This window comes from Chryseobacterium defluvii (assembly GCF_003634775.1).
Classification (GTDB): Bacteria; Bacteroidota; Bacteroidia; order Flavobacteriales; family Weeksellaceae; genus Chryseobacterium; species Chryseobacterium defluvii.
Genome location: NZ_RBXB01000001.1, coordinates 1,053,495 through 1,076,940, shown reverse-complemented (window position 1 = coordinate 1,076,940; position 23,446 = coordinate 1,053,495). Strand labels below are relative to the sequence as shown.

Sequence of the window (23,446 nt, the reverse complement as noted above, 5' to 3'; positions counted from 1 at the left end):
AACAATGAAAAAATTGATCTTTCTGGCAAGCATTATTGTAATGCTTGGCTTACAAACCGTGAAAGCGCAGTGGGTAGTAACCGATCCCGGAAACCTGGCTTCAGGAATTTTGAACAGCGCCAATGAAATTGTTCACACTTCCTCCACAGTAAGTAATGTGATTAAAAACTTCAACGAAGTAAAAAAAGTTTATGAGCAAGGCAAAGAGTATTACGACAAACTGAAAGCCGTCAATAACCTTGTCAAAGATGCCCGTAAAGTTCAGCAAACAGTTCTCTTAGTAGGCAATGTCTCCGAAATGTATGTCAAAAACTTCGGAAAGATGATGAACGATCCGAATTTCTCTCCACAGGAATTAGCTGCAATTGCCAATGGCTATTCTACTCTGCTCAATGAAAGTACAGAACTCTTAAAAGAACTTAAGCAAATCGTAACCGCCAATGGGCTTTCATTGAATGATAAAGAACGTATGGATATTATCGACCGGGTATATAAGGAGGTTAAAGATTATCATAACCTTGTCCGATATTTTACCAATAAGAATATCTCAGTGAGTTATATCCGTGCTAAGGAGAAGAACAATACAAAGCGCGTCTTGGAACTATATGGTGTTGACTCTAAATATTGGTAAGCTATGGAATTTAATAATCTTCATGAAATTCTCCGCAATCTATACGACGAGATGTTGCCTCTATCAGCTGATATGGCAGCGGTTGCGAAAGGAGTTGCAGGACTTGGAGCCCTCTTCTATGTTTCTCTAAAGGTATGGCAGGCTTTAAGCCGGGCGGAACCCATTGATGTATTCCCTTTATTACGTCCTTTTGCATTAGGAATCTGTATCATGTTCTTTCCAACGGTAGTATTGGGCAGCATCAATGCTGTTCTTAGTCCCATTGTCAAAGGCACACATGGAATGCTCGAAAATCAGGTCCTGGATCTCCACGCTCTTCAGGAAAAAAGGGATTTATTGGAAAAAGAAGCAAAGCTTCGTGATCCTGAATCTGCCTATCTGGTCTCTAACGAAGAATTTGATAAAAAGTTGGAAGAGTTGGGTTGGTCACCATCTGATCTGGCAACGATGGCGGGAATGTATATGGAACGTCAGGCGTATGAAATGGGAAAATCTATTAGAGACTGGTTTCGGGAACTCTTGGAAATACTTTTCCAGGCTGCGGCTCTGGTTATAGATACCATAAGGACTTTCTTTCTTATTGTACTGTCTATTTTGGGACCAATCGCTTTTGCGATCAGCGTTTGGGATGGATTTCAGTCTACTTTAACCGGATGGCTGACAAGATACATTAGTGTTTACCTCTGGCTTCCGGTTGCTGATATTTTCAGTTCCATGCTCGCCAAAATACAATCGTTGATTTTAGAAAAAGATATTGAGTCTCTTTCAGATCCCAATTTTATTCCGGATTCATCCAATACAGTGTATGTGATTTTTATGATCATTGGTATCATAGGATATTTTACTGTGCCAACTGTAACAGGCTGGGTTATCGAAGCTGGTGGCGCCAGAAATTTCACGAAAACCATTGAAAATACTTCAAAAAAAGCCGGAAATATTGCAAGTGCCGGAACCGGAGCAGTAACCGGAAATATTGCTGGAAGGCTATTAAAATAAAAAGATATGGAATTTAAAACGTTAAGAAATATCGAAAACAGCTTCAAGCAGATCAGGTTATATGCCATTATATTCGCTGCCCTGTGTTTTACCGTGGTGGCAATATCAATTTGGAAGGCATATTCATTTGCTGATAAACAAAGGGAGAAAATATACGTCCTTGATAATGGTAAATCCCTAATGCTTGCATTATCCCAGGACGCATCCATCAACCGCCCTGTTGAAGCGAGGGAACACGTGCGACGGTTCCATGAACTATTCTTCACTCTCGCCCCTGATAAGAATGCTATTGAAAGCAACATGAAAAGGGCTTTCAACTTAGCAGATAAAAGTGCTTTTGATTATTACAAAGACCTTTCGGAAAAGGGATATTTCAATAGGGTAATCTCTGGGAACGTTCAGCAACGAATTGAGATTGATAGTGTCGTTTGCAATTTTGATAGTTACCCCTATTCTGCCATTACTTACGCTACTCAATTTATCATAAGATCGAGCAATCTTACCAAACGTAATCTGGTCACTTCCTGCTTCTTGGTGAATTCAGTGAGATCGGATACCAACCCACAGGGCTTTAATATTGAAAAGTTCAGTGTTGTTGAAAACCGGGACCTGGAAATTGTAGAACGCTAATAATACAATTATGACAGCTATATCAGATATAAACACATTTGTCAAAATCCTCTCTGAAAAAGGATACACCGGATATTTTCAAACTCAGGGCGGGCATTCGGGAAAGCTAAAAGAAAGCCTTGAAAGCTATTTTGAAAGCTTCAAAAAAGGGTTGGAATCCCAGAAGAATAACATGATTTCTCTCTCCTGTTACCTGCAATGGAAAGGTGAAGACAAACCAAGGGTCGAATGCACTTTTGAAGTAAAATCCTTAAACGGAAAACTATTTTTATCTGCAATGGAGGTGTCCCGAAAAGATCAATTTGGTCAACTGCTAAAACAGGCAAAATGGGATCAGCTCTCTATAGTCAACGCCCCTAAAGCAGCTGAAGCTATTGCTATGGTTAGTGAAATGAGAAATAGAAAAGCGAAAAGAGTAAATCGGTTTAAAAGCTAAAACCTCAATCATGAAAAATATAAGATCATATATAGATAAGAAGTTTGGAGTACTGGACCGCAGATGGAAATCTCTTCCGCTCCGCCAGCAACGAAAGTTAACCTTGTACTTTTTCCTATCGTATTTCGCCATTACCCTATTTACACTCGTGATGGTTTGGAAAGAGACGTCTAAGGTATCCAGAAAAATGGAAATAGAACATATCACTAATCCGGTATTAAAGCGGAAGCAGATTGAAACCGGAAAACAGGATTAATAAAATTGAAACTTATTATGAAAGAAAAGGAAAATTCAAAAATAAGCCTCATTGTAGATGAAAATGCAAATGAGGCGGAAAGTAATCATATTCAAGTGCCCCAAACTTCATGGGAACGATTCAAAAAGCCATTAATAATGGTATTAATGGGCATCGTATTCTTGGGTTGTTTATATCTTATTTTCGCTCCTTCAGATAATGGAGAAGAAAATTCCTCTGGCATTAATGGTGCTGTTCCGCAAGCCAAAGATGCCGATTTACAGGATGATAAGCAAAAAGCATATGAACAGCAGCTTATGGAAGACAAGCAGGCGAAAGAACGTCAATCGCTTTCCGCGTTGTCCGACTATTTTAATACTGATTCCGCCTTGTCTTCAAACACCTTGGATTCAAAATCGTCCAATCCATTTGATGATTCTCAGGGTAATGACAACCCGGCTTTGAATAGTTATCGAAATGCTCAACAGACGCTGGGCTCATTTTACGATAATGGAGAAAGTTATCAGACCCAGGAATTACGAAAAGAAATTCAGGACTTGAAAAGAGAACTTGCCGATCAGGCGCAGGCACAACCATCGAGTGGCATTGATAATCAGCTGGCACTTATGGAAAAGTCATATGAAATGGCTGCAAAATTTTTACCAGTGGGGAATCAAAAGATACAAAATGCTTTACCTCATGATTCTTCATCCATTGATTCAAAAGATAAGAAAGAACATTTTATGGCAGTCTATCCAATTGGGTATAATAAGGTGTCATCACTTAGGCGTAATGTTAGTGACAGCTCATTGCTTGCTCATTTTTCAAATGAGCTAAACTCCAGATTTTTTGGACCGGGAGAAAATAATGAATCAGTACAGCCAAGAAACAGCATAAAAGCGGTGGTGCATCAAACAGTGGTGGTGACAGGTGATAATATAGTCCGGTTAAGGCTAATTGAACCTGTAAGGACTTCCCATCGAACTATTCCAAAAGGAACGCTGCTTTCTGCCAAAGCAAAATTACAGGGGGCAAGAATGCAACTCAAAATATCTTCCATTGAATATCAGGGAAATATTCTTCCTGTTGACATTTTGGTATATGATCTTGACGGGCAGGAAGGTCTTAATATTCCATATGCCCCTGAAGCGAGCGCAATCTCCGAGATCGCATCCAATATGAGCCAGAGCTCAGGAACCAGCATCATGATGTCCCGTTCTGCCGGACAGCAGATAACAGGTGATTTAAGCCGAGGGTTAGTCCAAGGGGTTTCGGGCTATTTTTCCCGGAAACTCAGAACCGTAAAAGTGACATTGAAGGAAGGGCATCAGGTTTTTCTTGTGTCCAAAAATTAACAACAAAATAAATAGCAATGAATCGTATCAAGTTATATCTCAATTTAGTGGTTTTTCTTCTCTTGGCAGTACATGCTTCTGCACAGGACAGTCTTACCGTTAAATACGAAAAAGCCACCGATCCTTACATTTTGGAGGTAACCTATAATAAAACTTCGCATCTCATTTTCCCTTCAGCCATCACCTATGTGGATTTGGGTAGTGAATATCTTTCGGCAGGGAAAGCCGATGATGCCAATAATGTTTTAAGGGTCAAAGCATCCGTAGAAGGATTTGAAGGTGAAACCAATTTTTCAGTGATCACTGCCGACGGGAGCTTTTATAGCTTTACCGTGTATTACAGTCCTTATCCTTCTAAATTAAGCCATGACCTTTCCGATTTGCAACTGGAGAATCGAAGGCACTTTGGCGGAATCTTTCTTGAAGACCTGGGATCTTATTCGCCATTTGTTTCGGACTATGTACTGAGTGCCATCTATGAACGTAATAAGAGATACATTAGGCATATCGCTTCAAAGAGTTATGGTATCCAATTCTCATTGAAAGGTTTATATTCTCATGAGCATATGCTGTATTTTCACACAGAACTCAGAAATGAAAGTAATATCCCCTATTCTATAGACTTTATTAATTTCAAGATCGTTGACCGGAAAGTGGCTAAAAGAACCGTTTCCCAGGAAAAACCATTGAAAATCCTGCGTTCCTATCAAATACTTTCAGATGTCCGCAAGCATAGCACCGCTACCAATGTTTTTCTGCTCGATAATTTCACCCTTACCAATGACAAAATGCTGGTTATCGAAGTGTATGAAAAAAATGGCGGACGCCACCAGATCGTAGAAGTAAATAATAATGATTTGATCAGGGCAGTACCCGTTGATCAGCTCCATTTAAAAATGAAATAATATAAAGAAATGGCTATGAAATACATTGTATATATCCTTCTATTAGTCTTTATGATGACTTCCCAGGTAAAAGGCCAAAGACAGCTTCCCGGACAAAAAGGAATATCAGTTTCATCAGGTATTTTTTCTATGAAAGAACCTCGTGATAATTATTATTTCCAATTGAGTTTTACCAAAAACACTAGAAGCGGGAATTACCAAATTTGGAGCGCAGAATATCAGCATAGGAGTATCACCTATGGCGTTCAAAAGCTCCCTCTTGAAATATATTTGGGCGAAGGTGGATACAGTTTCCGTTTTTTAGGAAACTACAGTAAAAGCCTAAATCTTTATTTGGGTCTTACCGCAGCTGCCGGATATCAAAACATCAATAAAGGCAATTATATTCTCCCGGATGGAGCTATTATATTGGATAAAAGCGGTCTTATTTACGGAACTGGAGGGAAATTGTCTTTAGAGTTTTATATCACGGATAAGATTATGGTTTTATTGCAAACCAAAGCATATCTGTTTTGGGGAACTTCCGTGAACCGTCTTTCGCCTTCAGTTGGAATGGGGATCAGATTAAACTTATAACAATTAAAAAAAACTTATAATGAGAAAATTAATCAATACTGAAAGTTTCATTTTCCACTTCTTTTGGCTGACGCTGCTTGCTGCCGGAAGTCTTTTCATCATGATTTCGTGTGAAAATGAAAATTTGGAAATACAGCAAAATTTTCCTTTTGAAGTCAAGGTACTACCTGTCAGAGAGGATATAGCCTTTGGGCAAACAACGGCGATTAAGATGAAAATTGTCCGATCAGGAATTTACTCTGGAACGCATTATTATATCCGGTATTTTCAATATGATGGGTTCGGTATTTTAAAGTATAAGCACGGATTATTTGAATTTAAACCCAATGATGTATATGATCTGCCGGAGGGTGAAGAGGAAGAAATTGCCCTTTATTATACTTCCAAATCCGCTGTGTCGCAGAGTTTTGATATTTGGATTTCTGACAATTTCGGAAACGAAAAGCAGTTAAGCTTTAAATTTAATCATGTTGATTAAATGGTGTTAAAAAACAGCCGAATCCAGAAGGATCGGCTGTTTTAATAAATAGGGGCGTTTGTTTATCCTTTGTATTAATCGTCTTCTATTAATACCACCTATCAGGATTTTGTTGTTTTTGTTTTTTTTAGTAAAAAACCGATATTTAATCCAAATATTGATATCCCAATAAGAACGGGTAAGAAGTATTTTATCAAATGACATGATGAATAGATTACCCATAAAAATTGCGATAAAACACAATGAAAAATGCGTTATAAAATGCCGCTTTTCGTAAACGAATTTTCCCCATGTCCCCATAATACCAAAGCTCAATAAAGTTAAAGTTGTTTGTATAAGAATCAATGGAACGAAAAATAGTTCCACTCCGTTTTTTTTCTGAATATTTTGTTTAACAACATATTCTTGAAATGCAATTTCCTCAGTTCGCTCATTGTTGGGTAGACTTTCAAAATGTAAATCAGACATTCCTATTGGAGAACAAAAGATAGTTTTAAACGTAGGTTGGTGCTTTAAAAACAAACTTGGCTTATAAAATTCATCATCTCTAAAAAGGCCAACAAATAGCCAGGTGATTATTATTGATACAATTGCTAAAAACAGATATATATTTGATCCTCTTGCCATGCATTAAGAACTGAAGTTCACACTACAAAATAAGAGCTTTAGAAATAAATTCCAAAATTCGATAAAATTAAACCTCGTATTCTGGATATTCTTTTCTAAGAAAACGCTCTAATAAGATCGTTATATCTTCATCAGCTGTGCGATAATATTGATCATCTAACTTACCTAAAGGTTCAAATAAGTCCTCGCCTTCAAACAGCTTTGTAAGTGTTTTATTAATAAGCTTATTACGAAAATCTCCATCGCTGATATTTTCGTATTTCACAATACTTAAAGCCCTATTTAATAGCCCGGATTTCTTATAAGCATTTAACTCTATTAAAGCATCAATCGTTTCAAGAGCAAATTGTCCGTATCCATTCCAGAAATATTGGTGAAATCCGCCATTGTATACCTGGCTTTCCAATAGCACAGTTAAATAGGTAACTTGCAAAGGTAAATCTAGGTTAACAACATAATTATACCAATATGGTTGATCGGTGGTAAACCATTCTTCCTTTAAACCTTTAGTGGCTTCTAAATAAATCTTTTCGATCAATACTTCTGTTTTCATGGATTTTTTTAGAATAAGAGACTGTCAATGACAGCCTCTTATAATTTTAAATTTCAGGAATTGTTCACACAATTAACTTACAACCTCTATAAGGTGGCTGAGCTCCTTATTAGTACGTTGGTATAATATTGATTTGATCTTTTCCTTAATTTCTGATTTTGGCAAATCGGAGTTGAAAAAACATGCATTCCATCGACTCCAGTACCTTCTTCATAAACTTCGGATTGAAGTGTTTCCTCAAGATACTCTACAACCACATCTCTTAACCCAAAATCTTCAGAAATGTCGTCACCCCAAAAGGGAATTATTAAATGATATTGATTCATAATATTTTATTTCCAATTTTCTAAACGCCAGCCTTCTTCTAAACGCTCTTTTAAAAATGCGATATTCCAAACACTATCAGTGGATAACTTAAGTTGTTCCACTGTAAGAGTTTTGACCTGTTCTATTTGATTTGTCTCTGAATCGAAAATAATCCATTCATCACGATTAAAATAATGTGGAGTTCTATAGTATCTAGGGATTTTAAAACCCGGTATCAGATCACTATGCCCTATATAGTTTATCATTTTCCTTTTTAATGCTGCCTTTACTGGAAAACGGATATAGAAGAAGTCTTGGTCAAACACTGGTTGGAAACTTTTAGGAACTTCCGTATAAAGATCATAAGAAACTCTTATCATTTCAACTCCATGCCTTTTATCTTCAGGAATATTAACCAATTGAAATATACCTATACCTTTAACAGTATCTATTGCATATACACTCCCCAATTCAAAATTCTTCATCTTATTCAATTATTTCCAATTTTCTAAACGCCAACCTTCTTCCAAACGATCTTTTAAATAAAGATCTGTCCAAACTCCATCTGGAGATAACTTAAGCTGATCATCAGACAAAGATTTTACCTGCTCTATATTTTCAGATTTGTTATCAACTATAATCCATTCTCCTTTATTAAAGTAATGTTCAATTCTGTAGAATCTTGGAATGGAAAAATTCTCAGGTAAATCCTGATGTCCTACTAAGTTTATTACTTTTTTTCTTAAAGCAGCTTTGACTGGAAAACATACATAAAAAAAGTCATCAGAAAATACTTCATCAATATCTTTTGGAATATCTGGAAAAAGATGATAAGAAACCCTTATCATTTCGACTTCGTTTTTTTTATCTTCAGGGATATTTACAAGCTGAAATAATCCCAAACCTTTATTTGTATCTATTGTATAAAGGTTGCCTAATTCAAAACTTTTCATATTATTTAAAATTTAAATCCTACTTTTTCTAATAAATTTTTTCCAGCCTTTAGGCTTTCCCCATAAACTGGGTTCTTTTTCGAAATACTATTGATCCTGTTCATCAATTGTCCAAATTGTGATTAATCTTTTATATACTTATTCTTGGATTATTCATTGCATAATGATACGGTGACCATCTTCTATAACTTTCAGCCAGTGGATCAATAACTCCCCATCTTCCGAGATCAGGCATATACATTCTTGCACCAAAATCATACATCCCACTTTCCTGCAATTCCTTCCCGTTGTACTTTTATTTATAGCATTTAAGTTCGTGGTTGTATAACCATGCTTTAACTGATAGTAATTGTTTAGCTCTATAATTTCAAGAACTTCTTTTTTGTGAAATTTATAATCAGGGCTTTAAAAAAGCCCTGATTTATGATGTTTCTATTGTTAGAGAGTATAAAAAAACAAGCTCTTTGTCTCAAAAAAGATATAAACTCCAAAACCAATATGGTTGATACATTAGTACATTGCCAAATATTTATTTCTTTCGTTCTGTAATGGACTTAAATTCCTCTTGCAATCTATCGGCTTTTGTATCATTTTTTTCTAATCCCCAACCATTTCTATAAATTTCTTCTAGAGCTAGAATGCAATTTATATTTTTAAGTTTTGCCCCTTTTTCAAGATATGCTATAGCAAATTGTCTATCCGTCTCGCTAAAGTCTTTAATTAAAGATATTTTATATCCATAATTATTTGGATTATTCATGTCTAGTAATCCAACAAAAACCTGATGGCAGCCTTCGCCACTATTATACTTATTTGCCATAATCAGTGCATAAGGTAAAATCTCATATTTATGGGAATTATTCCCAATCCTAAGCGCTAATTTAGTAAAGGAATCTTCATTACCTTTTTCAATTATTTCCCTTTTAAGTTCAATTAATTCTTCTTTCTTTACAACAAGTTTAGTATTTTCCTTTTTTTGGCAACTTAACAGTAAGAATGTTATTATAATAAAGGCTATTTTTTTCATAACTTATTAACGTTTGATATTATTAAATTTTCCTCGTACTAATTTTCCATTAATAAAGAGATTATAATTACCTGGTCCTCCCACGTGAGTTGATTTACCGTCACCACTAGCAATATAATAATCTGCCGGCGCCATTATGACAACATTTTTAAAATCAGGATGCATTGATAATCTATGTGCAAAAGAATTTTCAATCGAACCTGTATTACAAGCTCTCAAGTCTAATATCATTACTCCTCCTTTCTCTTTAAATTTTTTCCAAGCCGGACTTCGATGTACTAATAAAGCATTGAAATCAGCAGCATTATATATCAACTTTCCATCGGGTCCCATTATTGCATCCTCATTTGCGTGGGAGAAAACTCTTACGGTATTATTTGGAACAATATCATTGGAAGCTGCTATGTATAGCCCACCATCACCCTCATTAAACCAATTGAGTGTATTTCCTTTAATATCTCTTTTTGCCTTTCCTTTTCCTTTCTTTCTACCTCTATCAATATTGTCATCAATGTCTTCCAATCCAAATTGTTCAAAATCAAACTTTCCAAAATCTGGTTGATAACCTTCATTAGAATTTGGGAAAAGAGCATCCATCAAATCACCTATTGTTATTCCTCCGCCTCCGCCAGCTCCTTCACCATCTGGAGTTTTAAAGGTGTTGTGCTCTTTTTCAAATGGAGAATAAGAATTTAAACCGTGGTATTTTTCAAAATCTTCCATCTCACTATGCCAAACTCCTTCAGAATCATAAGACCCCATTCCGTCCGGGTCAGTAAGATTTGCTGGGTTATTCATCGCATAATGGTAAGGTGACCATCTTCTATAACTTTCTGCTAGTGGATCAATAACTCCCCATCTTCCGAGATCAGGCATATACATTCTTGCACCAAAATCATACATTCCAGACTCTTGCAACTCCTTGCCATTGTACTTGTACTGGTAAACATTTTGTGTAGTTGCCGTATAATTATGCAATAATCCGAAAGGATAGTAATTATTTACTTCTACAATTTCACCAGGTTTCCAGTAATCAATACACATTTGATTCCATCCAGATCCTGAACATTGTACAACTTTGTATTGTCTGGGCTGAATGACACCATCTTTATTCGTATCCGTATAGCTTAATCTTACATTTCCTAAATGATCCGTAAAATTATAGATGTACTGGTTGTTGAGGGCATCATAATAACCTTCGGCTGTAGGAATAATCCTTAGCTTCATTTCAGCAACTTCATTAGGATCTGGCTCAGGGGGGAAGTCACCCGGTGGTACTGTTTCAGATGGCTTTGTAGATTTATACTGGAAACCGTCCAGGTAATTGGTTTCGATATCACCAAAGAGCTTCTTCACTTTCACTCCATCTGCCCTGTAGGTATAATTGGTTACTCGGGCATTTTGGGTGATTTGTTTCGGTAAATTTAAAAAATTATATTGGATGGAAGAAATTCCTTTATCCAAAAGAGTGGTCATATTTCCATTGGCATCGTAAGTTATCGTATTAGGAGTTACAATATAGGGATATCCTGATGGGTTTTGCTGTTCATCGGTTACCTTAGTTAATCTGTTTCCGGCATAGTCATATTTCAGATTATCGATCATTGTTGCAAAACTGTTTCCAGCAGTAACCCCTTCTGACCTTTTCAACCTTGTTATGCTACCATCTATATCATAATCAATCTTTTCAAAATACTCTTTAGCAGACTCATTTCCTGCTTTTTGATAAAATCCAGCAGATAACCTGCTCAAACCATCATAAACATACCCGTATCTCTTCAACGGTTCATTATCTTCGGTAAGAGTCTTCCACGATACTTCCGCGATATCTCCATTAAACCTAGGTTTTACTTTAAGTTCAGTAAAATCAGTATTGGGAGATTCAAGACCTTCTACCTCATTGTAATTGATCTTATATCCAAACAAATCATCACCTAAGTTATTCGGATCATTAATCGTTTTTAATTTTCCATGTATATTGTAAGTATAATTAATGGTCTGTAATGGTGAGGAAATTGTATTTCCAACCTTTTTTACTACAAGCTGTCCAAGATCGTTATAAGTATTCTGACTTAACACCTCTTCAGGATTATTGTCAACCTGGTGCTTATATACAAGTAGTCGGTTTTGATTATCGTGCTCAAAAGTTTCAATGATCACTTTTTCTGTATCAGTATTAAGCCTTTTATGATAGATTTTAGTTTTCTTTATAATACCTGCAAAATCAATTTCTGTTTCAGTCTTGGTATAACCGCCTAAGAAATTAATGGAATGAGAACCCAACGTTTTTGCTTCAGAATCATACCACACATGTGATTGTGTCCAATTGTCGTCTTCAATATTTTTAATATAAGTGGAAGTAGGCATCCCTTTTAAACTTCTATATGTTACGACCCCATTAGTAGAGTATTGAGTTGGTGTTGAACTTAATGTAGTCTTTCCCAAAATAGTGTTAGGTCTTGCGGGAGCTTCAGGGGCATAATCATCATAGTAATTAACGGTAAGTACGGTCATGTTACTGGTTGGAAATGCTACTTTGGTATAGTAAATATTCTGTCCGTTGGCAGCAAAAGGCGTGGAAGTTCTGCTTTCGTTATTCAATTCATTAGAAGACATAGCATTAAGGGAATTTTGCATTGTAACCCTATTTGAAGTGTTGGCTAGCAATCCCGTATACACGACTCTCCCGAACTTATCATATTTTGTAAATGTCCATTCTTTCCTGTTTTGATTGGCGTCTTGCGATAATACCAATCGGTTTTGTTTATCATAGACAAAATAATCCCATGAATTTTTTCCAGGAAGCCTTTTTTCCACCATCCTGTTTCTATTGTCATATTTGTACTGATAACAATATTGATCTAGGATACTTTGGGTAACAACATTTCCATTTTGGGTAATTTCCTTATTTGCTTTTGGAGTAATTACTAGTGCTAATTGATCATAAAGATTATAGATATAATAAGTATCAACAGGCTCTGTACCGTTCATTTTTCTAGCTAATATGGTCTTTCCCTGTGAGTCTTTGAAAGTAATGCTTTTGTTTCCGTCTTCATCGATGGTAACATTTTTCATGAGCTGACTTTCTCCATACCATTCTACTGTAGGAACAGAAAAAGACACGGTCGCATTTGCCCAGGAAGAATTAATGACAAACTTTTTAACCTGATCTGCTGTTATATTGGTTTCAAATTCAGACTTACGCGTATGACCAGAATTCTTCTTCCATGCATCACCTGGTGTTGCGACCTCTAGTACCTTACTTAGTGGTGAATTGTCAAATATCTTTTCAACGTAAGCATTGGCAACATTGTAATATGAGTTGACATCGGCTTCCGTTAAGGTTTGAATTCCAGCGTTGGCAGTTGCCATAGGCAGTGGCAGAAAATCCTTAGGCTGTCTGCCCAATTCATCATACAATACAGGAACCACTAAATCTTTACCTGAAGGTGTGGCTTTTACAGAAACTGTTTGCTTCAGTCTTCCGAGACCATCAAAATATTGAACAGATTCAGTTTTTTTACTGCCATCTTCAGACAAATAAGTTCTAGTATAAATATAATTCTGCGAAGTAGTAGGTGTTTGTGCATAAAATAATCCAGCCACAAACAGCATATTGAATATAAATAATAGTTTTTTCATTGGTAGGTTGTTTTACTGTTTGTAATTGTACTGATAGTCTTTTAACACATTTCCATTGACATCTTTTACTTTTTCTAGCCTTCCGAAGCTATCATAGACATAGATTTCTCTTATACCGTTAGGAGGTAAAACATTCGTTACTCCTACTGATGGATTATAAGTGTAAACTGAAACGCTAAATCCTGACAATGCAGTATTGTTTTTAAAATTTTCTAACTGGGCCAGTAATGCATCTTCTTTAGCTTGTGCATCAGCCGGAGAGGCGTTGGCATCTTCATTGGAAGCATTCACTATAGCATCGATCAGGTTCTGAGGAATATTAGCAAGTGTAGCACCATCTATCTTAGCAATAGGCATTGTTTTATTATAACCCCAAATTATTGTGGTTGGCACTCCAATACCCGTTGAGGAATCTGGTGTTGTAGAATATTGTACTACATGCCCTTTTTCATCATATACTTCATACTTAATGCCTGTATAGCTACTTGTTAAATTATCAGGCGTAAACGCAATAACCGAAGTAGGATATAGTTGTGAAGGGTTGTCATATTTTATCTCGCTTTTGGCTACTACTGTTCCATTTTTCGTCACCTGAGTTTCTAGTGGGACTCCTAATATATTAGCATTGATCAATGCTGTTTGATTTTTTTCTCTTGCATATTTATAGGATTTCTCCTGGGTACTTCCATCGGAATTTGTTGCTCTTTCTGTAACTAAATTGAAGTCATCGGCAGACTTTATCAATTCAGAACTGGTTGTTACTGCCCTTGCGTTCTGATCAAACACTTTAGATGTAGCACGTTGTTCTTTAATCCACGCAGTTTTCGTTTCATAATCTCCGCCAGCAATAGGAATATAATTTGGAACATTCATTTCTGCCAGCGTATAATCGTAATTCTCAGATGCCAATAATAAATTCCCCATATTAAATACTTCCTTTTTTTCTATCAATCCACCTTTGGTAATATTCACATTTGGCCAATATTTATAATACGGACCAGGTTGGGAAGGGTACGCGGAAGGAGCTTTGTAGTAATATTTTGTGTATCCTCCTGTGTCTCCATTAAATACCTTTACATTTTGATAGACTATCGATTCTACTAAATAACCTTGAGTACTTCCTTCAACAATATTTTCTCCACTTGATGAATTGGTCTCATCAAATTTGTCATAAGCAAATCTTTCAAACTTCGCTGGGGTCTGTGAATAGTAGTTCTCATAGTATTTGATACTTTCTATTCGCAAACCTTGATCTTTTTTAATAATAGCATTTCTGTGAGGTAGATCTCTGATGGTCATTTCATAGATTTCAAAATGTCCTTTACCACCTGTCGGACTCTGAATTTTTAAGGTATGGGTGCCACCATTCAGCATAAACCTCGTTGACGATACAATCGGAGGCGGCGTAGAGCATAATACCCCTGTAAATCCGTCGTTAAAATTAGCGTCAAGAATTGTAAAATTTAATGAAGGTTGAGAGCCATCGCTAGGTTCAAAGCCTGGTTGATACGGATAAATCTCATTCACAACATATTTGACATAAACCCCTCTATATTGCGAGGTATTACCACTTACTGCAAAATTATAGGTTGTTGAAATATTTGTATTAAAATCTGCGGAATAAATTGGTTTAAGGTATTGGAATTGCGGATCTCCAAAGTATACCATATTGTCAGTAAGGTCGGTCATGTACTGTTGAAACTCTTTATGAGCATACTCATTAGCTTCAAAGTTATATTCAACAACGCCACCTGCTGGTGATATAACTCTCTTTAAAGACCCCAAACTAAAATATTTAGGATTTTCAATCTCGTTGGTACCCGGATTATGGGAAATGTAATCACAAAGGAAATAATCTTTGAATTGCCCAGGAATTGCTCCATATTCTTTAGAGCTTCCCGAATTGTTATATTCAAATTGAGTCGTTTCGTTTTTGGAAAGATCCGAACTGTATTTTTTTATCTTCCATAATGTCCTTTTTGAAATGGAATCTTTATAATCGTATGGATTAGTAAATTCTGTGAAGCCATATGTAAATTCAAATTTTGCTAAAATATTTCCTGCATTACTTTTCGAAACAATTGAATTGACTTCGTATGGATCATTCATTGAATTCTTGTAGGCTTCTGTGAAAGTGTAATCAATTTCGATGGAACCATTATCTTTTGACCATATCTTTTTAAGTTTGCAGTTTTGAAAAGTCCCTGGTGATGCAGAAGGTTGTGTATAAGTATCGACCTGATAATCAAAAGAAACTAACTCCTGCATCTTATAATCATAGATTTTAGTTAGGAAAAAAGCACTTTTAAATGGTATAGAAACAGCCCCTTCCTTATAGGGAGATACAGAGTTTTTATCAAAAATGTAAATATACCCCTTGTCATCTGTAATTTTAAAACTGTTGAAAATCAAAGTTGCTGTATTGCTATTTCTTACGTATTCAATTTTGACATTTGAAGGTGTAAGCTTAACCAACTGAAAAGTATTGTTGGCAATATCCCTTATCATTCTGAACTTTCCAGAGTATTCTCCGATATTGTAATAATAAATATCATTAAACTCGTTTTTAATGTAACCTGCATTGGCTGCATCGTCATATTTTTCATCCAACCCTTGAACAATTTCTCTAGAAATCACACCGTTTATTCCCAGTAGACTCCATCCTAATCCTACTTCACTTGCCTTTTCACTACTTAGTAGGTTCTTAGGGTGGTAGCTCAGAGTCAACCCCGCAGAGATTTCTTTACTGTTAGTCGGAAGTGAAACTACTGGAAAGGATATGTCCGGTATCCCCGTGGCAAAAGAGACTGGAGAATTGGTATACGTTGACAAGGAGGAAACCGAAGCTACAGGTTTGGAGAAACCTGTCTCGAAATCTTGCCCCATGCATATATTAATTAGAGCAATGGAGAGTGTAAAAATTAATTTTCTCATCACAATTTATTTCTTAATTATTTTAGCGTTCGCTGTTTTATTGGTATCTGTTTTAATGGTCACAAGGTAAGCTCCCTGAATGAGTGGCTGAGTATTGATCTTCGTTACCTTATTCTTAGTCTTGGTTTGCTGCAGGAGCTTTCCACTCATATCATACAACAAAATATCCGCTTCCTTAAACTCATACCCGATCTCTACATAGGTATAATCTGATACAGGATTCGGATAGACTCTGATGTCCTGCTTTTCAATCAGCTGATCGATCTGTCCGTCACCTAATTTCACGATCTTCCAGTTCTCTTTTCCTAATTCCTCTGCACTGGTTCCTGCCAGGATAATAGAACCGTCTCTGTTGAGTTTTATATCAGATAATCTTTCTTCCTTCTTCCTGGATTCTCCCTTCACATGCTTTCTCCACTCTTCTTTCCCTTCCTGATCCAGATACAGCATCCAGAACGTTTCATCATCACTCTCTATTCTTCCTTCTGCCTGGGTATAACCTCCCAATAAAATGCCTTTAGTTGACAGGGTAGAGTTGTCAGTTGAAAGCTTCCCGCCTCCTGCTTCTTGCTTCCCGCTTATCACACTCATTCCCATCAAAACATCCCTGTTCTTAAAATTGTAGGATTTCTGCCATAATTCTTCCCCTCTTTCATTTAAAGCAATTAACCATAAATCGGTTCCTTCTTCTATGCCTGTGGTTTTATTTCCTGATCTTTCTGATCTTGATTCTCCACCAATGATATATCCCGTGGAAGTTAAAGCAAGGGTTCTTAGATGATCATCTGCCTTTCCGCCGAAGTTCTTTTCCCATTCTACTTTTCCGTCTTTGGTAAGCTTTACAATCCAGTAATCCCCTTCACCGAAGTTTTCTGTTTTCTTGGATCCTCCGGTAGTGCTTCTGGAATACATGCCTAATAAAGCTCCTCCATCTTTGGTCGGAATCATTTTCTCCACTTCATCGAGTCCTTTTCCTCCTAAGATCAGTTCTGAAGTTTGTTTTCCTGTTTTATCGAGTCTTATGATCCAGATATCTTTAGAACCAAATCCTTTAGCTGAGTTCTGAACATTTCCTGCCACAAAGTAACCTAAGTCGGTGGTTTGAATCACGGCTCTGGCTTCTTCATCGGAAGCAGTCCCGAGTGTTTTCTGCCATTGTTCTTCCCCGAATTCATTGATTTTAATAAGCCACAAATCTGATCCTCCTTTGGAATCTTCTTTTTTGTCTAAAGATTTCCCACTATAAGATGTTCCAGAGAGAAGGAAGCCTCCTTCCTGGGTGTTCACTGTGGCAGACAGGAAATCATGGTTCTGTCCTGAGAAGTATTTTTCCCAGACTTCTTCACCTTGCTGGTTGAGCTTGACCAAATGGAAATCATAACCATTTTTTTGTTTGCTTTCTGTTTGTTTTGAGGACTGAATACTGCTTCCTGTAATTAAATACTGCTGATCGAGGGTAGTTGTTACTTGGCTAAGGAAATCCTGAGTATTTGATTTAATATCCTTCTGCCAGACTACCTTTTGTGCAGGCACTAAAAACAAAGGGCTTGCTATTAGTGCCAAAAAAGTAATTTTCATAAAATAGATGTTTTTTATAGCGGTTAAACTTATTTTAATTCTGCAAACCCCACAATGGGAAAACCCCATATTTATTTCCCGTATTTTTCCCATTTCTGAAATTATAAATGAAAAGAACAATTAGGATAGACACAGCTGTTATGAATAAGAGTATTGTATCTCTAATTTTTTGATTTTTCATAATATTTAGGTTTGTAATTAATCTTTTGCGAATATAGAAGTCCACTGCGACAAAAGCCGTCGCATTTCCAAAGGAAATCTAATAAAAGAAACGGTACAGAAATAGGTTGGAAAGATATTGTTAAACTTTATATCAAAACAAATAATTTGGTTATAAATTTGATATAATTAGTTATAAATTTAATAACCAATAGTTATATTTTATGTTTTTTCGTATTCCCAAAATCACTACTTTTGTTTTCATAAACAATAGTTATGATTACACTGGGGACCAAATTATCCAGGCTAAGAAAAAAGAAAGGACTTACCCAACAACAGCTTGCTGATGAACTAAACATTTCGCAGCCAGCCTATCATAAATGGGAAACAGATATAGCAAAGCCTTCAACAGAACATCTGGTGAAGATATGTGAAGTATACGATATTGATTTAGATGAGCTTCTTGAAGAAGCCCCGACATTTTCAATAACGAATAACGATTGTAGTATTCAAAATATTGGAAATCCGAACTCCAACTTTTATTCGGAATCACCTGATCTAATAAACGGTATTTTAAAAAATCAAGATGCAATTACACAACTTTTAAACGTACAGAATAAACTTATTGAAAAACTAATTCAAAAGATATAATATTAAGGACCGTTTATTTTGTGAAATTTTCATAAAACATTTTTAGTCACTTAAATAAACATTCAGAGGAGCAGAAGAAAATTCTTCTGCTCTTTGCTTTTCTAAGATTATTATTAATATGAAAAGTAATCTTTATGAAGATCCCATATTAATTTCAATTGGTAAGCATTAATAATTAGTTCAGCACCTCGTTTTAAAAGAAAATCAATCATTAAATTTCAACTAGCTTTTATATATAATTTTAGATGTGAGAAGGCTTTTTTTTATTATATTTACAGATGTAACAACCTTGTAATAAGACGATTGCCTAACAAACTTTAAATTTTATTATTATGGCTTGGAATAACCCCGATGCTTACCCAGGAGAATCAGAATCGGAATATGAACTTCGCAAAAATAAAGAAAGCGAATCTTCAATAGGATTACTTTTTATGATCTTGAACTTTTCGTTTTTGATTTTAAAAATCGCTGCTCTCTATGGTTTGTTTTTTTATGCAGGATTTCTCATATCAGAAAATATTTTGGGTGAAGGAGCAGACAAAACTGAGCTTATTATTTATACTATTATATTTACTTATTTCATATTCTGCATCATTTATTTTCTGAAAGGAATGAATATAGCTCTTCGGGCTAAAAAAAGCAAATTATGGATATTGCCTTGGACAATATGTATAATAGTCTGTTGTATAGTTCCTGCATTTTTAATTAAATCTTTAGTACCTGGATTATTCAGTTTTCATACGAGGGATAGATATTATGTCATAGGACTAAGTTGGATTGCATTCTTTCTTTTTTCATTATACACCTATAGCCTTTATAAATTTAATTTGGATATTGTGCCGAAAATTTTCAGCTGGAGCTATTATCTTGGTGTAAAAAGCATACCGAAAAAGAAGTAGTTTTTCAGTTGTAAAGTCAAAAATAGTATCGGAATGGTAAAATCATCAATTTTAATCAGATTTTATTCTCCGGTTCAGATTGAGTTAATTTCATTTTAACCACTGTAAGTCTTTTTTGTAATATCCCTGCCCTACTAATAGACGTTAAAGTACTTAATATATAAAAAGCAAAAATAAACAAAGGGAAAGCCAACATATAAATAAGTAAGATTTCTGATAATGTATTGATATCAAAACGGGAAAAGTAAATTAGAATTCCCAAACCAGTTAAGGAGAAAACAAAAGATAATACTAATGAAAAATTCCTGTAGATCAATGTATATTTTGATAATATGATTTCAATTTCTCCCTTATTATCGAACTTGAAATGTGGTTTAGCACTTCTGATCATCAACCATTCATAATCCTGACCCAATAAATCTTTCAGTTTAAGATAAGCCGGAATAGTATTATAATTGGTTCTAATCCCGGTCATCACAAAAAACAGGTTTTCCGCAATAGTTGGTTCAACGAAATTGGTTTTGAAATCATTATGAACATTTTGCAATATATTTTGGGAATCAATTAAGTATTGCATTTTCCTGAATTTTCTTTTCATATAAAAATTTAAAAAGAAAGGAGCAATAAAGGCTGAAATAAAAACGGTAAAAATTGAAGCAAGGACCTGAATAATTGAATTAATATCCATTTGAAATTAGAATTTGTATTTAATGCAAAATACAGAAGTCATTTGATAATTCTTCCATCAATTAATTACAATTCCAAACAAATTATAAATCCAACTAAAAAAGAGGTATCTGAAAATACCTCACAACCCAGCCGCAGGCAAAGGATTGGATCTTCGGGATCATTTTCCCAATCCTTGCCTGCACCGCTTATCCGCGAAAAGTTCATCCCGTCCGCAGGAAGGGACGAACTTTTCGCCCGATCCCAAAATCAAGCGATTGGGATCGGAACCGTTCTAAAATCTTTCAGGTTATGAAAGAATCCTTTATAGGGTGTCATTCCGTTACGGAATAACCCCCACAATAAATCACAACCCATCTGCGCTAAGGATGCATTGATGAAAAGTTCCTGTTTTTCGAGTGCTTCTGCAAGTGAACAGCTCGGAGTATTATCATTTTTTTCCGACTGGATCAGAAGCTCTCCATATTCATTGGTTACAAAAGGAAGATTTTTAACAGGTTCAAATTTCTGTGATGTTGGCTGATTGATGTTTCCAACTGTTGAAAGAATGACCTGCCCCGAATATTGGCTATTGCCAAAATCCATCCAATATTTTGGTGAATCCCTGAAATACGATCTTTTTTCATTTAATTCCGTAAGAATCTCAGCTACTCCGAATCGTGCCTTCACAGTATCCACACAGGTAATTGTAATGGTTGCTCTTGCATTTTCAGGCAGGTTCCCTGCGTTGTCTTTAACAAATTTCACGGTTTCCGCTTTCCAATTAGAACCGATACAACGGTTGATGCGGTTGATCAGCGCAACGGACTTTTGCAAACCCACTTCGCATTCAAAAAAACGCTGTCTTCCTAAATTTGCAGAGGTAACCAAATCATCATCCCATAACCGAACCTGTAAACCGGGGTGTCCGAGGGCTAGCAGGCTCTCATTAATTTCCATCAGTCCTGTTAACATTTTAGAGCCCGTTCCCCCTGCCCCTATCAGATTTACGGTAATGGGATTAGTGGGAGCTAACAGATACTTGTCCGTAAAATGCATTTTTGGTTTTTCGTTCATCATGGCAGGATATTTTTAAGGGTTAAATGATTAGGCATCAGGACATCGGAAGGAAATGAAGCTCCCTGTTTGATCAGTCTTTTCCAAAGGCTGACACAATTGCCTTTAATGTGGCTTCCAGATTCCAAAAGATGGCTGAAATAACTATTGAAAAAGTAATGTTCCCACCCCTGTATAAACTCCTCTACGGAGGTGGATTTTTTGATATCTATATGGACTGTCCCCATACACACGCTTCCATTATTATAAACATTAAAAAACGGCGCATGAAAGAGTTTGGTTCTTTCCGATGGTCTTCTGTTACTTTTCAGGGCGAATAGCGATAATTTATGTTTGTTCGCCTTCCATAAAAGTGGAGGAACATGGGCTTTACCATTGGGAATTCCTAAACTCTCGACAAAAAAAAGCTGTTTAAGTTGGGCTTTGGTATGCCAAATTACCGTTCCTTTCTCGGTGCTTGGGTCAAGGCTTAAAATATTGGTCGGCAATAGGGTCTTAGGCTTAAGAAAACCGTTTTCTTTTTCCTGTTCAATTTGAAGAGCCTTTGATAAAATTTCAGCTTCCTTTATAGTAAGCGGATGGGCATTAATAGGATTTCCATTTGAATCCATATCAAAATGCTCCACATAGATATCATTTTGTCTTCCCTCCGCTTCATAGACGACTAATGCACATTTTGGGTGATATAGTCCTTCAAAATCCTGTGTTATATCAATATTTTTCATTACTTAATTTTCTGTATTCGTTCAACAAATCAATGATGTCATGCAAAAGGTCAAAAAGTGAACTTTCAAATAGAAGGTCTTTCCCTTCCATGTCATTTCCATCAAACCTTTTTTCAATAACAGGTTCCTGCGTATCTGAAAATTCCTGAAATTCATTATTGACCATTTCAAATAATGTAGAAGACAGCCAACCTACATTATCAGCGTAAAAGGAAATATACCTGTCCATTGAAATGATCTCTTCGCTAACATCATCATTATCCGTATCAATCAATGAGCTGGCATTGCGGAAAATCGTAGCTGTCGGGTAGGTCTTATAAAGGGATAGTATTTTTTCAGCTACCAAAAGGCAATCTCTGTCAAGCTGATCTTTGGGTTTAAAATGATCAATACGATGCTGGAAAAACGTGAGGTTGTTTTGATGATATATTTTTTTCTCAATGTTATCTCCTACCCATTCAGATATATTCATTTCATCTAAACGCTTGTCCTTTTCTCCATCCTGAATTTCATCATCAAGCATCCAATCTTTCAGCATTTCGTATTCCCAATATAAATAACTTTCCTGTTGTCGGTAATAAGGGATATCGGCAACATGATAGAGATAAGAAAACACAGACAATAACAAGGTTGCTGTTTTTCTTCTATCCCTGTCATGTAGCATTTTATATAGAGGGAAAACAGGAATATAAAATAATGTTGAGCCTGAATCATATCGTTCTTCGGATATCAGATACGTCTTTTCTTTATCTTGTACCAACCGAATATCTGACCAATTGTTAACTGTATTTTTTAATTGTTTTTTGACATTAGCCAACGTAAGAAAAATGCTGTAAGGAAATTCTAATTGATCTATTTTGGAAATCTCAATTGAATAATGCTCGGTCAGTTTGAAAAGGGACTCAAAAAAATCCCTTTCCAATTTGGCAGATTTCCGTGAAACTCGTGTTATTTCAGTTTCCCGATATTTTGGAAGAAACGATGTCCTTAAAAAACCATTGGCAACATAGCTATGGGAACGGACTTTCTTTTGTCCTTTTTGATTTCCTGCGCATCTTTTGGCCTCTGCATCCAATTTGCGAACTCCCCCAAGCGATGATAAAGTTTGTGTCCCTTTTCGTTTTTGGGGGAACGTATTATTCCCCACTGAATATGTTTTTGCATTGCTCATCATTTTAAAGTTGAGATTTAACCTTTTGTTCCCATGACGCTTTCAAAAACATATTCCACCTTATCATCCCGAATGATGGGAGCAGAAATTTTTGAAGTCGTTAATATGGGATAAATATTTGCATAGAAATTCAAAACAGCGTCCACGCTCCACCGTGGTTCAGGGTCGTCAAGGCTGATTTTCTGCCCTTTATCCATGAGTATAAAAACTCTTGCTAATTCTGTACTTAAAATCAT

General features: G+C 35.9%; 24 protein-coding genes and 1 pseudogene. 11 read left to right on the top strand and 14 right to left on the bottom strand.

Annotation, left to right across the window (positions count from 1 at the left end; genetic code table 11):
* Positions 1–4 precede the first annotated feature (4 nt).
* Genes BCF58_RS04985 through BCF58_RS04950 form a run of 9 tightly spaced genes read left to right on the top strand, consistent with a single transcriptional unit; the run spans position 5 to position 6,242 of the window.
* Complete coding sequence (locus BCF58_RS04985) at positions 5–631, top strand: DUF4141 domain-containing protein (RefSeq protein WP_121460674.1); 627 nt, start codon at positions 5–7, stop codon at positions 629–631.
* A 3-nt stretch (positions 632–634) separates the two neighbouring features.
* Positions 635–1,627 (top strand): conjugative transposon protein TraJ, encoded by a 993-nt coding sequence (traJ, locus tag BCF58_RS04980; protein WP_121460673.1) that lies wholly within the window; start codon positions 635–637, stop codon positions 1,625–1,627.
* A gap of 6 nt (positions 1,628–1,633) precedes the next feature.
* The gene (traK, locus tag BCF58_RS04975; RefSeq protein ID WP_121460672.1) at positions 1,634–2,257 is read left to right on the top strand and encodes a conjugative transposon protein TraK; all 624 of its coding nucleotides are present in this window, start codon (positions 1,634–1,636) and stop codon (positions 2,255–2,257) included.
* Between the two features lie 10 nt (positions 2,258–2,267).
* On the top strand, positions 2,268–2,693 hold the full coding sequence (locus BCF58_RS04970) for a hypothetical protein (RefSeq protein ID WP_121460671.1): 426 nt from the start codon (positions 2,268–2,270) through the stop codon (positions 2,691–2,693).
* Positions 2,694–2,703: 10 nt separating this feature from the next.
* A complete protein-coding gene (locus tag BCF58_RS17275) occupies positions 2,704–2,949 on the top strand; it encodes a nitrogen regulatory IIA protein (RefSeq protein WP_147462030.1) in 246 nt (81 codons plus the stop codon).
* A 17-nt stretch (positions 2,950–2,966) separates the two neighbouring features.
* The gene (traM, locus tag BCF58_RS04965) at positions 2,967–4,283 is read left to right on the top strand and encodes a conjugative transposon protein TraM (RefSeq protein WP_121460670.1); all 1,317 of its coding nucleotides are present in this window, start codon (positions 2,967–2,969) and stop codon (positions 4,281–4,283) included.
* Positions 4,284–4,300: 17 nt separating this feature from the next.
* Positions 4,301–5,188: a conjugative transposon protein TraN gene (gene traN / locus BCF58_RS04960; RefSeq protein WP_121460669.1), complete on the top strand. Its 888-nt coding sequence runs from the start codon at positions 4,301–4,303 to the stop codon at positions 5,186–5,188.
* A gap of 15 nt (positions 5,189–5,203) precedes the next feature.
* The gene (locus BCF58_RS04955) at positions 5,204–5,764 is read left to right on the top strand and encodes a conjugal transfer protein TraO (protein WP_170148973.1); all 561 of its coding nucleotides are present in this window, start codon (positions 5,204–5,206) and stop codon (positions 5,762–5,764) included.
* A 19-nt stretch (positions 5,765–5,783) separates the two neighbouring features.
* The gene (locus tag BCF58_RS04950) at positions 5,784–6,242 is read left to right on the top strand and encodes a TraQ conjugal transfer family protein (protein WP_121460667.1); all 459 of its coding nucleotides are present in this window, start codon (positions 5,784–5,786) and stop codon (positions 6,240–6,242) included.
* Positions 6,243–6,248: 6 nt separating this feature from the next.
* Here BCF58_RS04950 and BCF58_RS04945 read toward each other — a convergent pair whose 3' ends face one another.
* From BCF58_RS04945 to BCF58_RS04900, 9 genes and pseudogenes are all read right to left on the bottom strand, one after another.
* Positions 6,249–6,869, bottom strand: coding sequence for a hypothetical protein (locus BCF58_RS04945; RefSeq protein ID WP_121460666.1), 621 nt, complete (start codon positions 6,867–6,869; stop codon positions 6,249–6,251).
* Between the two features lie 67 nt (positions 6,870–6,936).
* Positions 6,937–7,422, bottom strand: a complete 486-nt coding sequence (locus tag BCF58_RS04940; protein WP_121460665.1) for a DMP19 family protein — start codon at positions 7,420–7,422, stop codon at positions 6,937–6,939.
* A gap of 332 nt (positions 7,423–7,754) precedes the next feature.
* Complete coding sequence (locus BCF58_RS04930; protein ID WP_147462029.1) at positions 7,755–8,213, bottom strand: hypothetical protein; 459 nt, start codon at positions 8,211–8,213, stop codon at positions 7,755–7,757.
* Between the two features lie 9 nt (positions 8,214–8,222).
* The gene (locus tag BCF58_RS04925; RefSeq protein WP_121460662.1) at positions 8,223–8,681 is read right to left on the bottom strand and encodes a hypothetical protein; all 459 of its coding nucleotides are present in this window, start codon (positions 8,679–8,681) and stop codon (positions 8,223–8,225) included.
* A gap of 145 nt (positions 8,682–8,826) precedes the next feature.
* Positions 8,827–9,050: pseudogene (locus BCF58_RS17685) on the bottom strand (RHS repeat-associated core domain-containing protein); the annotation flags it as partial.
* A gap of 160 nt (positions 9,051–9,210) precedes the next feature.
* Positions 9,211–9,708 carry a hypothetical protein gene (locus tag BCF58_RS04915; RefSeq protein WP_121460660.1) on the bottom strand — a complete coding sequence of 166 codons (498 nt, stop codon included), beginning with the start codon at positions 9,706–9,708 and terminating at the stop codon, positions 9,211–9,213.
* Between the two features lie 6 nt (positions 9,709–9,714).
* Positions 9,715–13,350, bottom strand: coding sequence for a DUF6443 domain-containing protein (locus tag BCF58_RS04910; protein ID WP_121460659.1), 3,636 nt, complete (start codon positions 13,348–13,350; stop codon positions 9,715–9,717).
* Positions 13,351–13,362: 12 nt separating this feature from the next.
* Positions 13,363–16,284, bottom strand: a complete 2,922-nt coding sequence (locus BCF58_RS04905; RefSeq protein WP_147462027.1) for a hypothetical protein — start codon at positions 16,282–16,284, stop codon at positions 13,363–13,365.
* A 6-nt stretch (positions 16,285–16,290) separates the two neighbouring features.
* Positions 16,291–17,862 carry a T9SS type A sorting domain-containing protein gene (locus BCF58_RS04900; RefSeq protein WP_121461050.1) on the bottom strand — a complete coding sequence of 524 codons (1,572 nt, stop codon included), beginning with the start codon at positions 17,860–17,862 and terminating at the stop codon, positions 16,291–16,293.
* A gap of 435 nt (positions 17,863–18,297) precedes the next feature.
* Between BCF58_RS04900 and BCF58_RS04895 the strand changes: the two genes are divergently transcribed.
* Together BCF58_RS04895 and BCF58_RS04890 are read left to right on the top strand one after the other, a co-directional pair.
* Positions 18,298–18,672: a helix-turn-helix domain-containing protein gene (locus tag BCF58_RS04895; RefSeq protein WP_121460657.1), complete on the top strand. Its 375-nt coding sequence runs from the start codon at positions 18,298–18,300 to the stop codon at positions 18,670–18,672.
* Between the two features lie 332 nt (positions 18,673–19,004).
* Positions 19,005–19,571: a hypothetical protein gene (locus tag BCF58_RS04890; protein WP_121460656.1), complete on the top strand. Its 567-nt coding sequence runs from the start codon at positions 19,005–19,007 to the stop codon at positions 19,569–19,571.
* 55 nt (positions 19,572–19,626) lie between these two features.
* On the opposite strand, the gene BCF58_RS04885 is transcribed toward BCF58_RS04890, so the two are convergent.
* The 5 genes from BCF58_RS04885 to BCF58_RS04865 form a co-directional block, all read right to left on the bottom strand.
* Positions 19,627–20,148: a hypothetical protein gene (locus tag BCF58_RS04885; RefSeq protein ID WP_147462026.1), complete on the bottom strand. Its 522-nt coding sequence runs from the start codon at positions 20,146–20,148 to the stop codon at positions 19,627–19,629.
* Between the two features lie 359 nt (positions 20,149–20,507).
* Positions 20,508–21,317 carry a PRTRC system ThiF family protein gene (locus BCF58_RS04880; protein WP_121460654.1) on the bottom strand — a complete coding sequence of 270 codons (810 nt, stop codon included), beginning with the start codon at positions 21,315–21,317 and terminating at the stop codon, positions 20,508–20,510.
* Positions 21,314–22,039 carry a PRTRC system protein B gene (locus BCF58_RS04875; RefSeq protein ID WP_121460653.1) on the bottom strand — a complete coding sequence of 242 codons (726 nt, stop codon included), beginning with the start codon at positions 22,037–22,039 and terminating at the stop codon, positions 21,314–21,316. The genes BCF58_RS04880 and BCF58_RS04875 overlap by 4 nt, the downstream gene beginning before the upstream one ends.
* Positions 22,026–23,213, bottom strand: a complete 1,188-nt coding sequence (locus BCF58_RS04870) for a hypothetical protein (protein WP_147462025.1) — start codon at positions 23,211–23,213, stop codon at positions 22,026–22,028. The genes BCF58_RS04875 and BCF58_RS04870 overlap by 14 nt, the downstream gene beginning before the upstream one ends.
* Positions 23,214–23,227: 14 nt before the next feature.
* Positions 23,228–23,446 carry a PRTRC system protein C gene (locus BCF58_RS04865; protein WP_121460651.1) on the bottom strand — a complete coding sequence of 73 codons (219 nt, stop codon included), beginning with the start codon at positions 23,444–23,446 and terminating at the stop codon, positions 23,228–23,230.

Excerpts from the sequence above, each read along its gene's own strand:
- BCF58_RS04985 (WP_121460674.1), top strand. The coding sequence starts at position 5 with ATGAAAAAATTGATCTTTCTGGCAAGCATTATTGTAATGCTTGGCTTA.
- traJ (WP_121460673.1), top strand. The coding sequence starts at position 635 with ATGGAATTTAATAATCTTCATGAAATTCTCCGCAATCTATACGACGAG.
- traK (WP_121460672.1), top strand. The coding sequence starts at position 1,634 with ATGGAATTTAAAACGTTAAGAAATATCGAAAACAGCTTCAAGCAGATC.
- BCF58_RS04970 (WP_121460671.1), top strand. The coding sequence starts at position 2,268 with ATGACAGCTATATCAGATATAAACACATTTGTCAAAATCCTCTCTGAA.
- BCF58_RS17275 (WP_147462030.1), top strand. The coding sequence starts at position 2,704 with ATGAAAAATATAAGATCATATATAGATAAGAAGTTTGGAGTACTGGAC.
- traM (WP_121460670.1), top strand. The coding sequence starts at position 2,967 with ATGAAAGAAAAGGAAAATTCAAAAATAAGCCTCATTGTAGATGAAAAT.
- traN (WP_121460669.1), top strand. The coding sequence starts at position 4,301 with ATGAATCGTATCAAGTTATATCTCAATTTAGTGGTTTTTCTTCTCTTG.
- BCF58_RS04955 (WP_170148973.1), top strand. The coding sequence starts at position 5,204 with ATGAAATACATTGTATATATCCTTCTATTAGTCTTTATGATGACTTCC.
- BCF58_RS04950 (WP_121460667.1), top strand. The coding sequence starts at position 5,784 with ATGAGAAAATTAATCAATACTGAAAGTTTCATTTTCCACTTCTTTTGG.
- BCF58_RS04945 (WP_121460666.1), bottom strand. The coding sequence starts at position 6,869 with ATGGCAAGAGGATCAAATATATATCTGTTTTTAGCAATTGTATCAATA.
- BCF58_RS04940 (WP_121460665.1), bottom strand. The coding sequence starts at position 7,422 with ATGAAAACAGAAGTATTGATCGAAAAGATTTATTTAGAAGCCACTAAA.
- BCF58_RS04930 (WP_147462029.1), bottom strand. The coding sequence starts at position 8,213 with ATGAAGAATTTTGAATTGGGGAGTGTATATGCAATAGATACTGTTAAA.
- BCF58_RS04925 (WP_121460662.1), bottom strand. The coding sequence starts at position 8,681 with ATGAAAAGTTTTGAATTAGGCAACCTTTATACAATAGATACAAATAAA.
- BCF58_RS04915 (WP_121460660.1), bottom strand. The coding sequence starts at position 9,708 with ATGAAAAAAATAGCCTTTATTATAATAACATTCTTACTGTTAAGTTGC.
- BCF58_RS04910 (WP_121460659.1), bottom strand. The coding sequence starts at position 13,350 with ATGAAAAAACTATTATTTATATTCAATATGCTGTTTGTGGCTGGATTA.
- BCF58_RS04905 (WP_147462027.1), bottom strand. The coding sequence starts at position 16,284 with ATGAGAAAATTAATTTTTACACTCTCCATTGCTCTAATTAATATATGC.
- BCF58_RS04900 (WP_121461050.1), bottom strand. The coding sequence starts at position 17,862 with ATGAAAATTACTTTTTTGGCACTAATAGCAAGCCCTTTGTTTTTAGTG.
- BCF58_RS04895 (WP_121460657.1), top strand. The coding sequence starts at position 18,298 with ATGATTACACTGGGGACCAAATTATCCAGGCTAAGAAAAAAGAAAGGA.
- BCF58_RS04890 (WP_121460656.1), top strand. The coding sequence starts at position 19,005 with ATGGCTTGGAATAACCCCGATGCTTACCCAGGAGAATCAGAATCGGAA.
- BCF58_RS04885 (WP_147462026.1), bottom strand. The coding sequence starts at position 20,148 with ATGCAATACTTAATTGATTCCCAAAATATATTGCAAAATGTTCATAAT.
- BCF58_RS04880 (WP_121460654.1), bottom strand. The coding sequence starts at position 21,317 with ATGATGAACGAAAAACCAAAAATGCATTTTACGGACAAGTATCTGTTA.
- BCF58_RS04875 (WP_121460653.1), bottom strand. The coding sequence starts at position 22,039 with ATGAAAAATATTGATATAACACAGGATTTTGAAGGACTATATCACCCA.
- BCF58_RS04870 (WP_147462025.1), bottom strand. The coding sequence starts at position 23,213 with ATGATGAGCAATGCAAAAACATATTCAGTGGGGAATAATACGTTCCCC.
- BCF58_RS04865 (WP_121460651.1), bottom strand. The coding sequence starts at position 23,446 with ATGATTTTAAGTACAGAATTAGCAAGAGTTTTTATACTCATGGATAAA.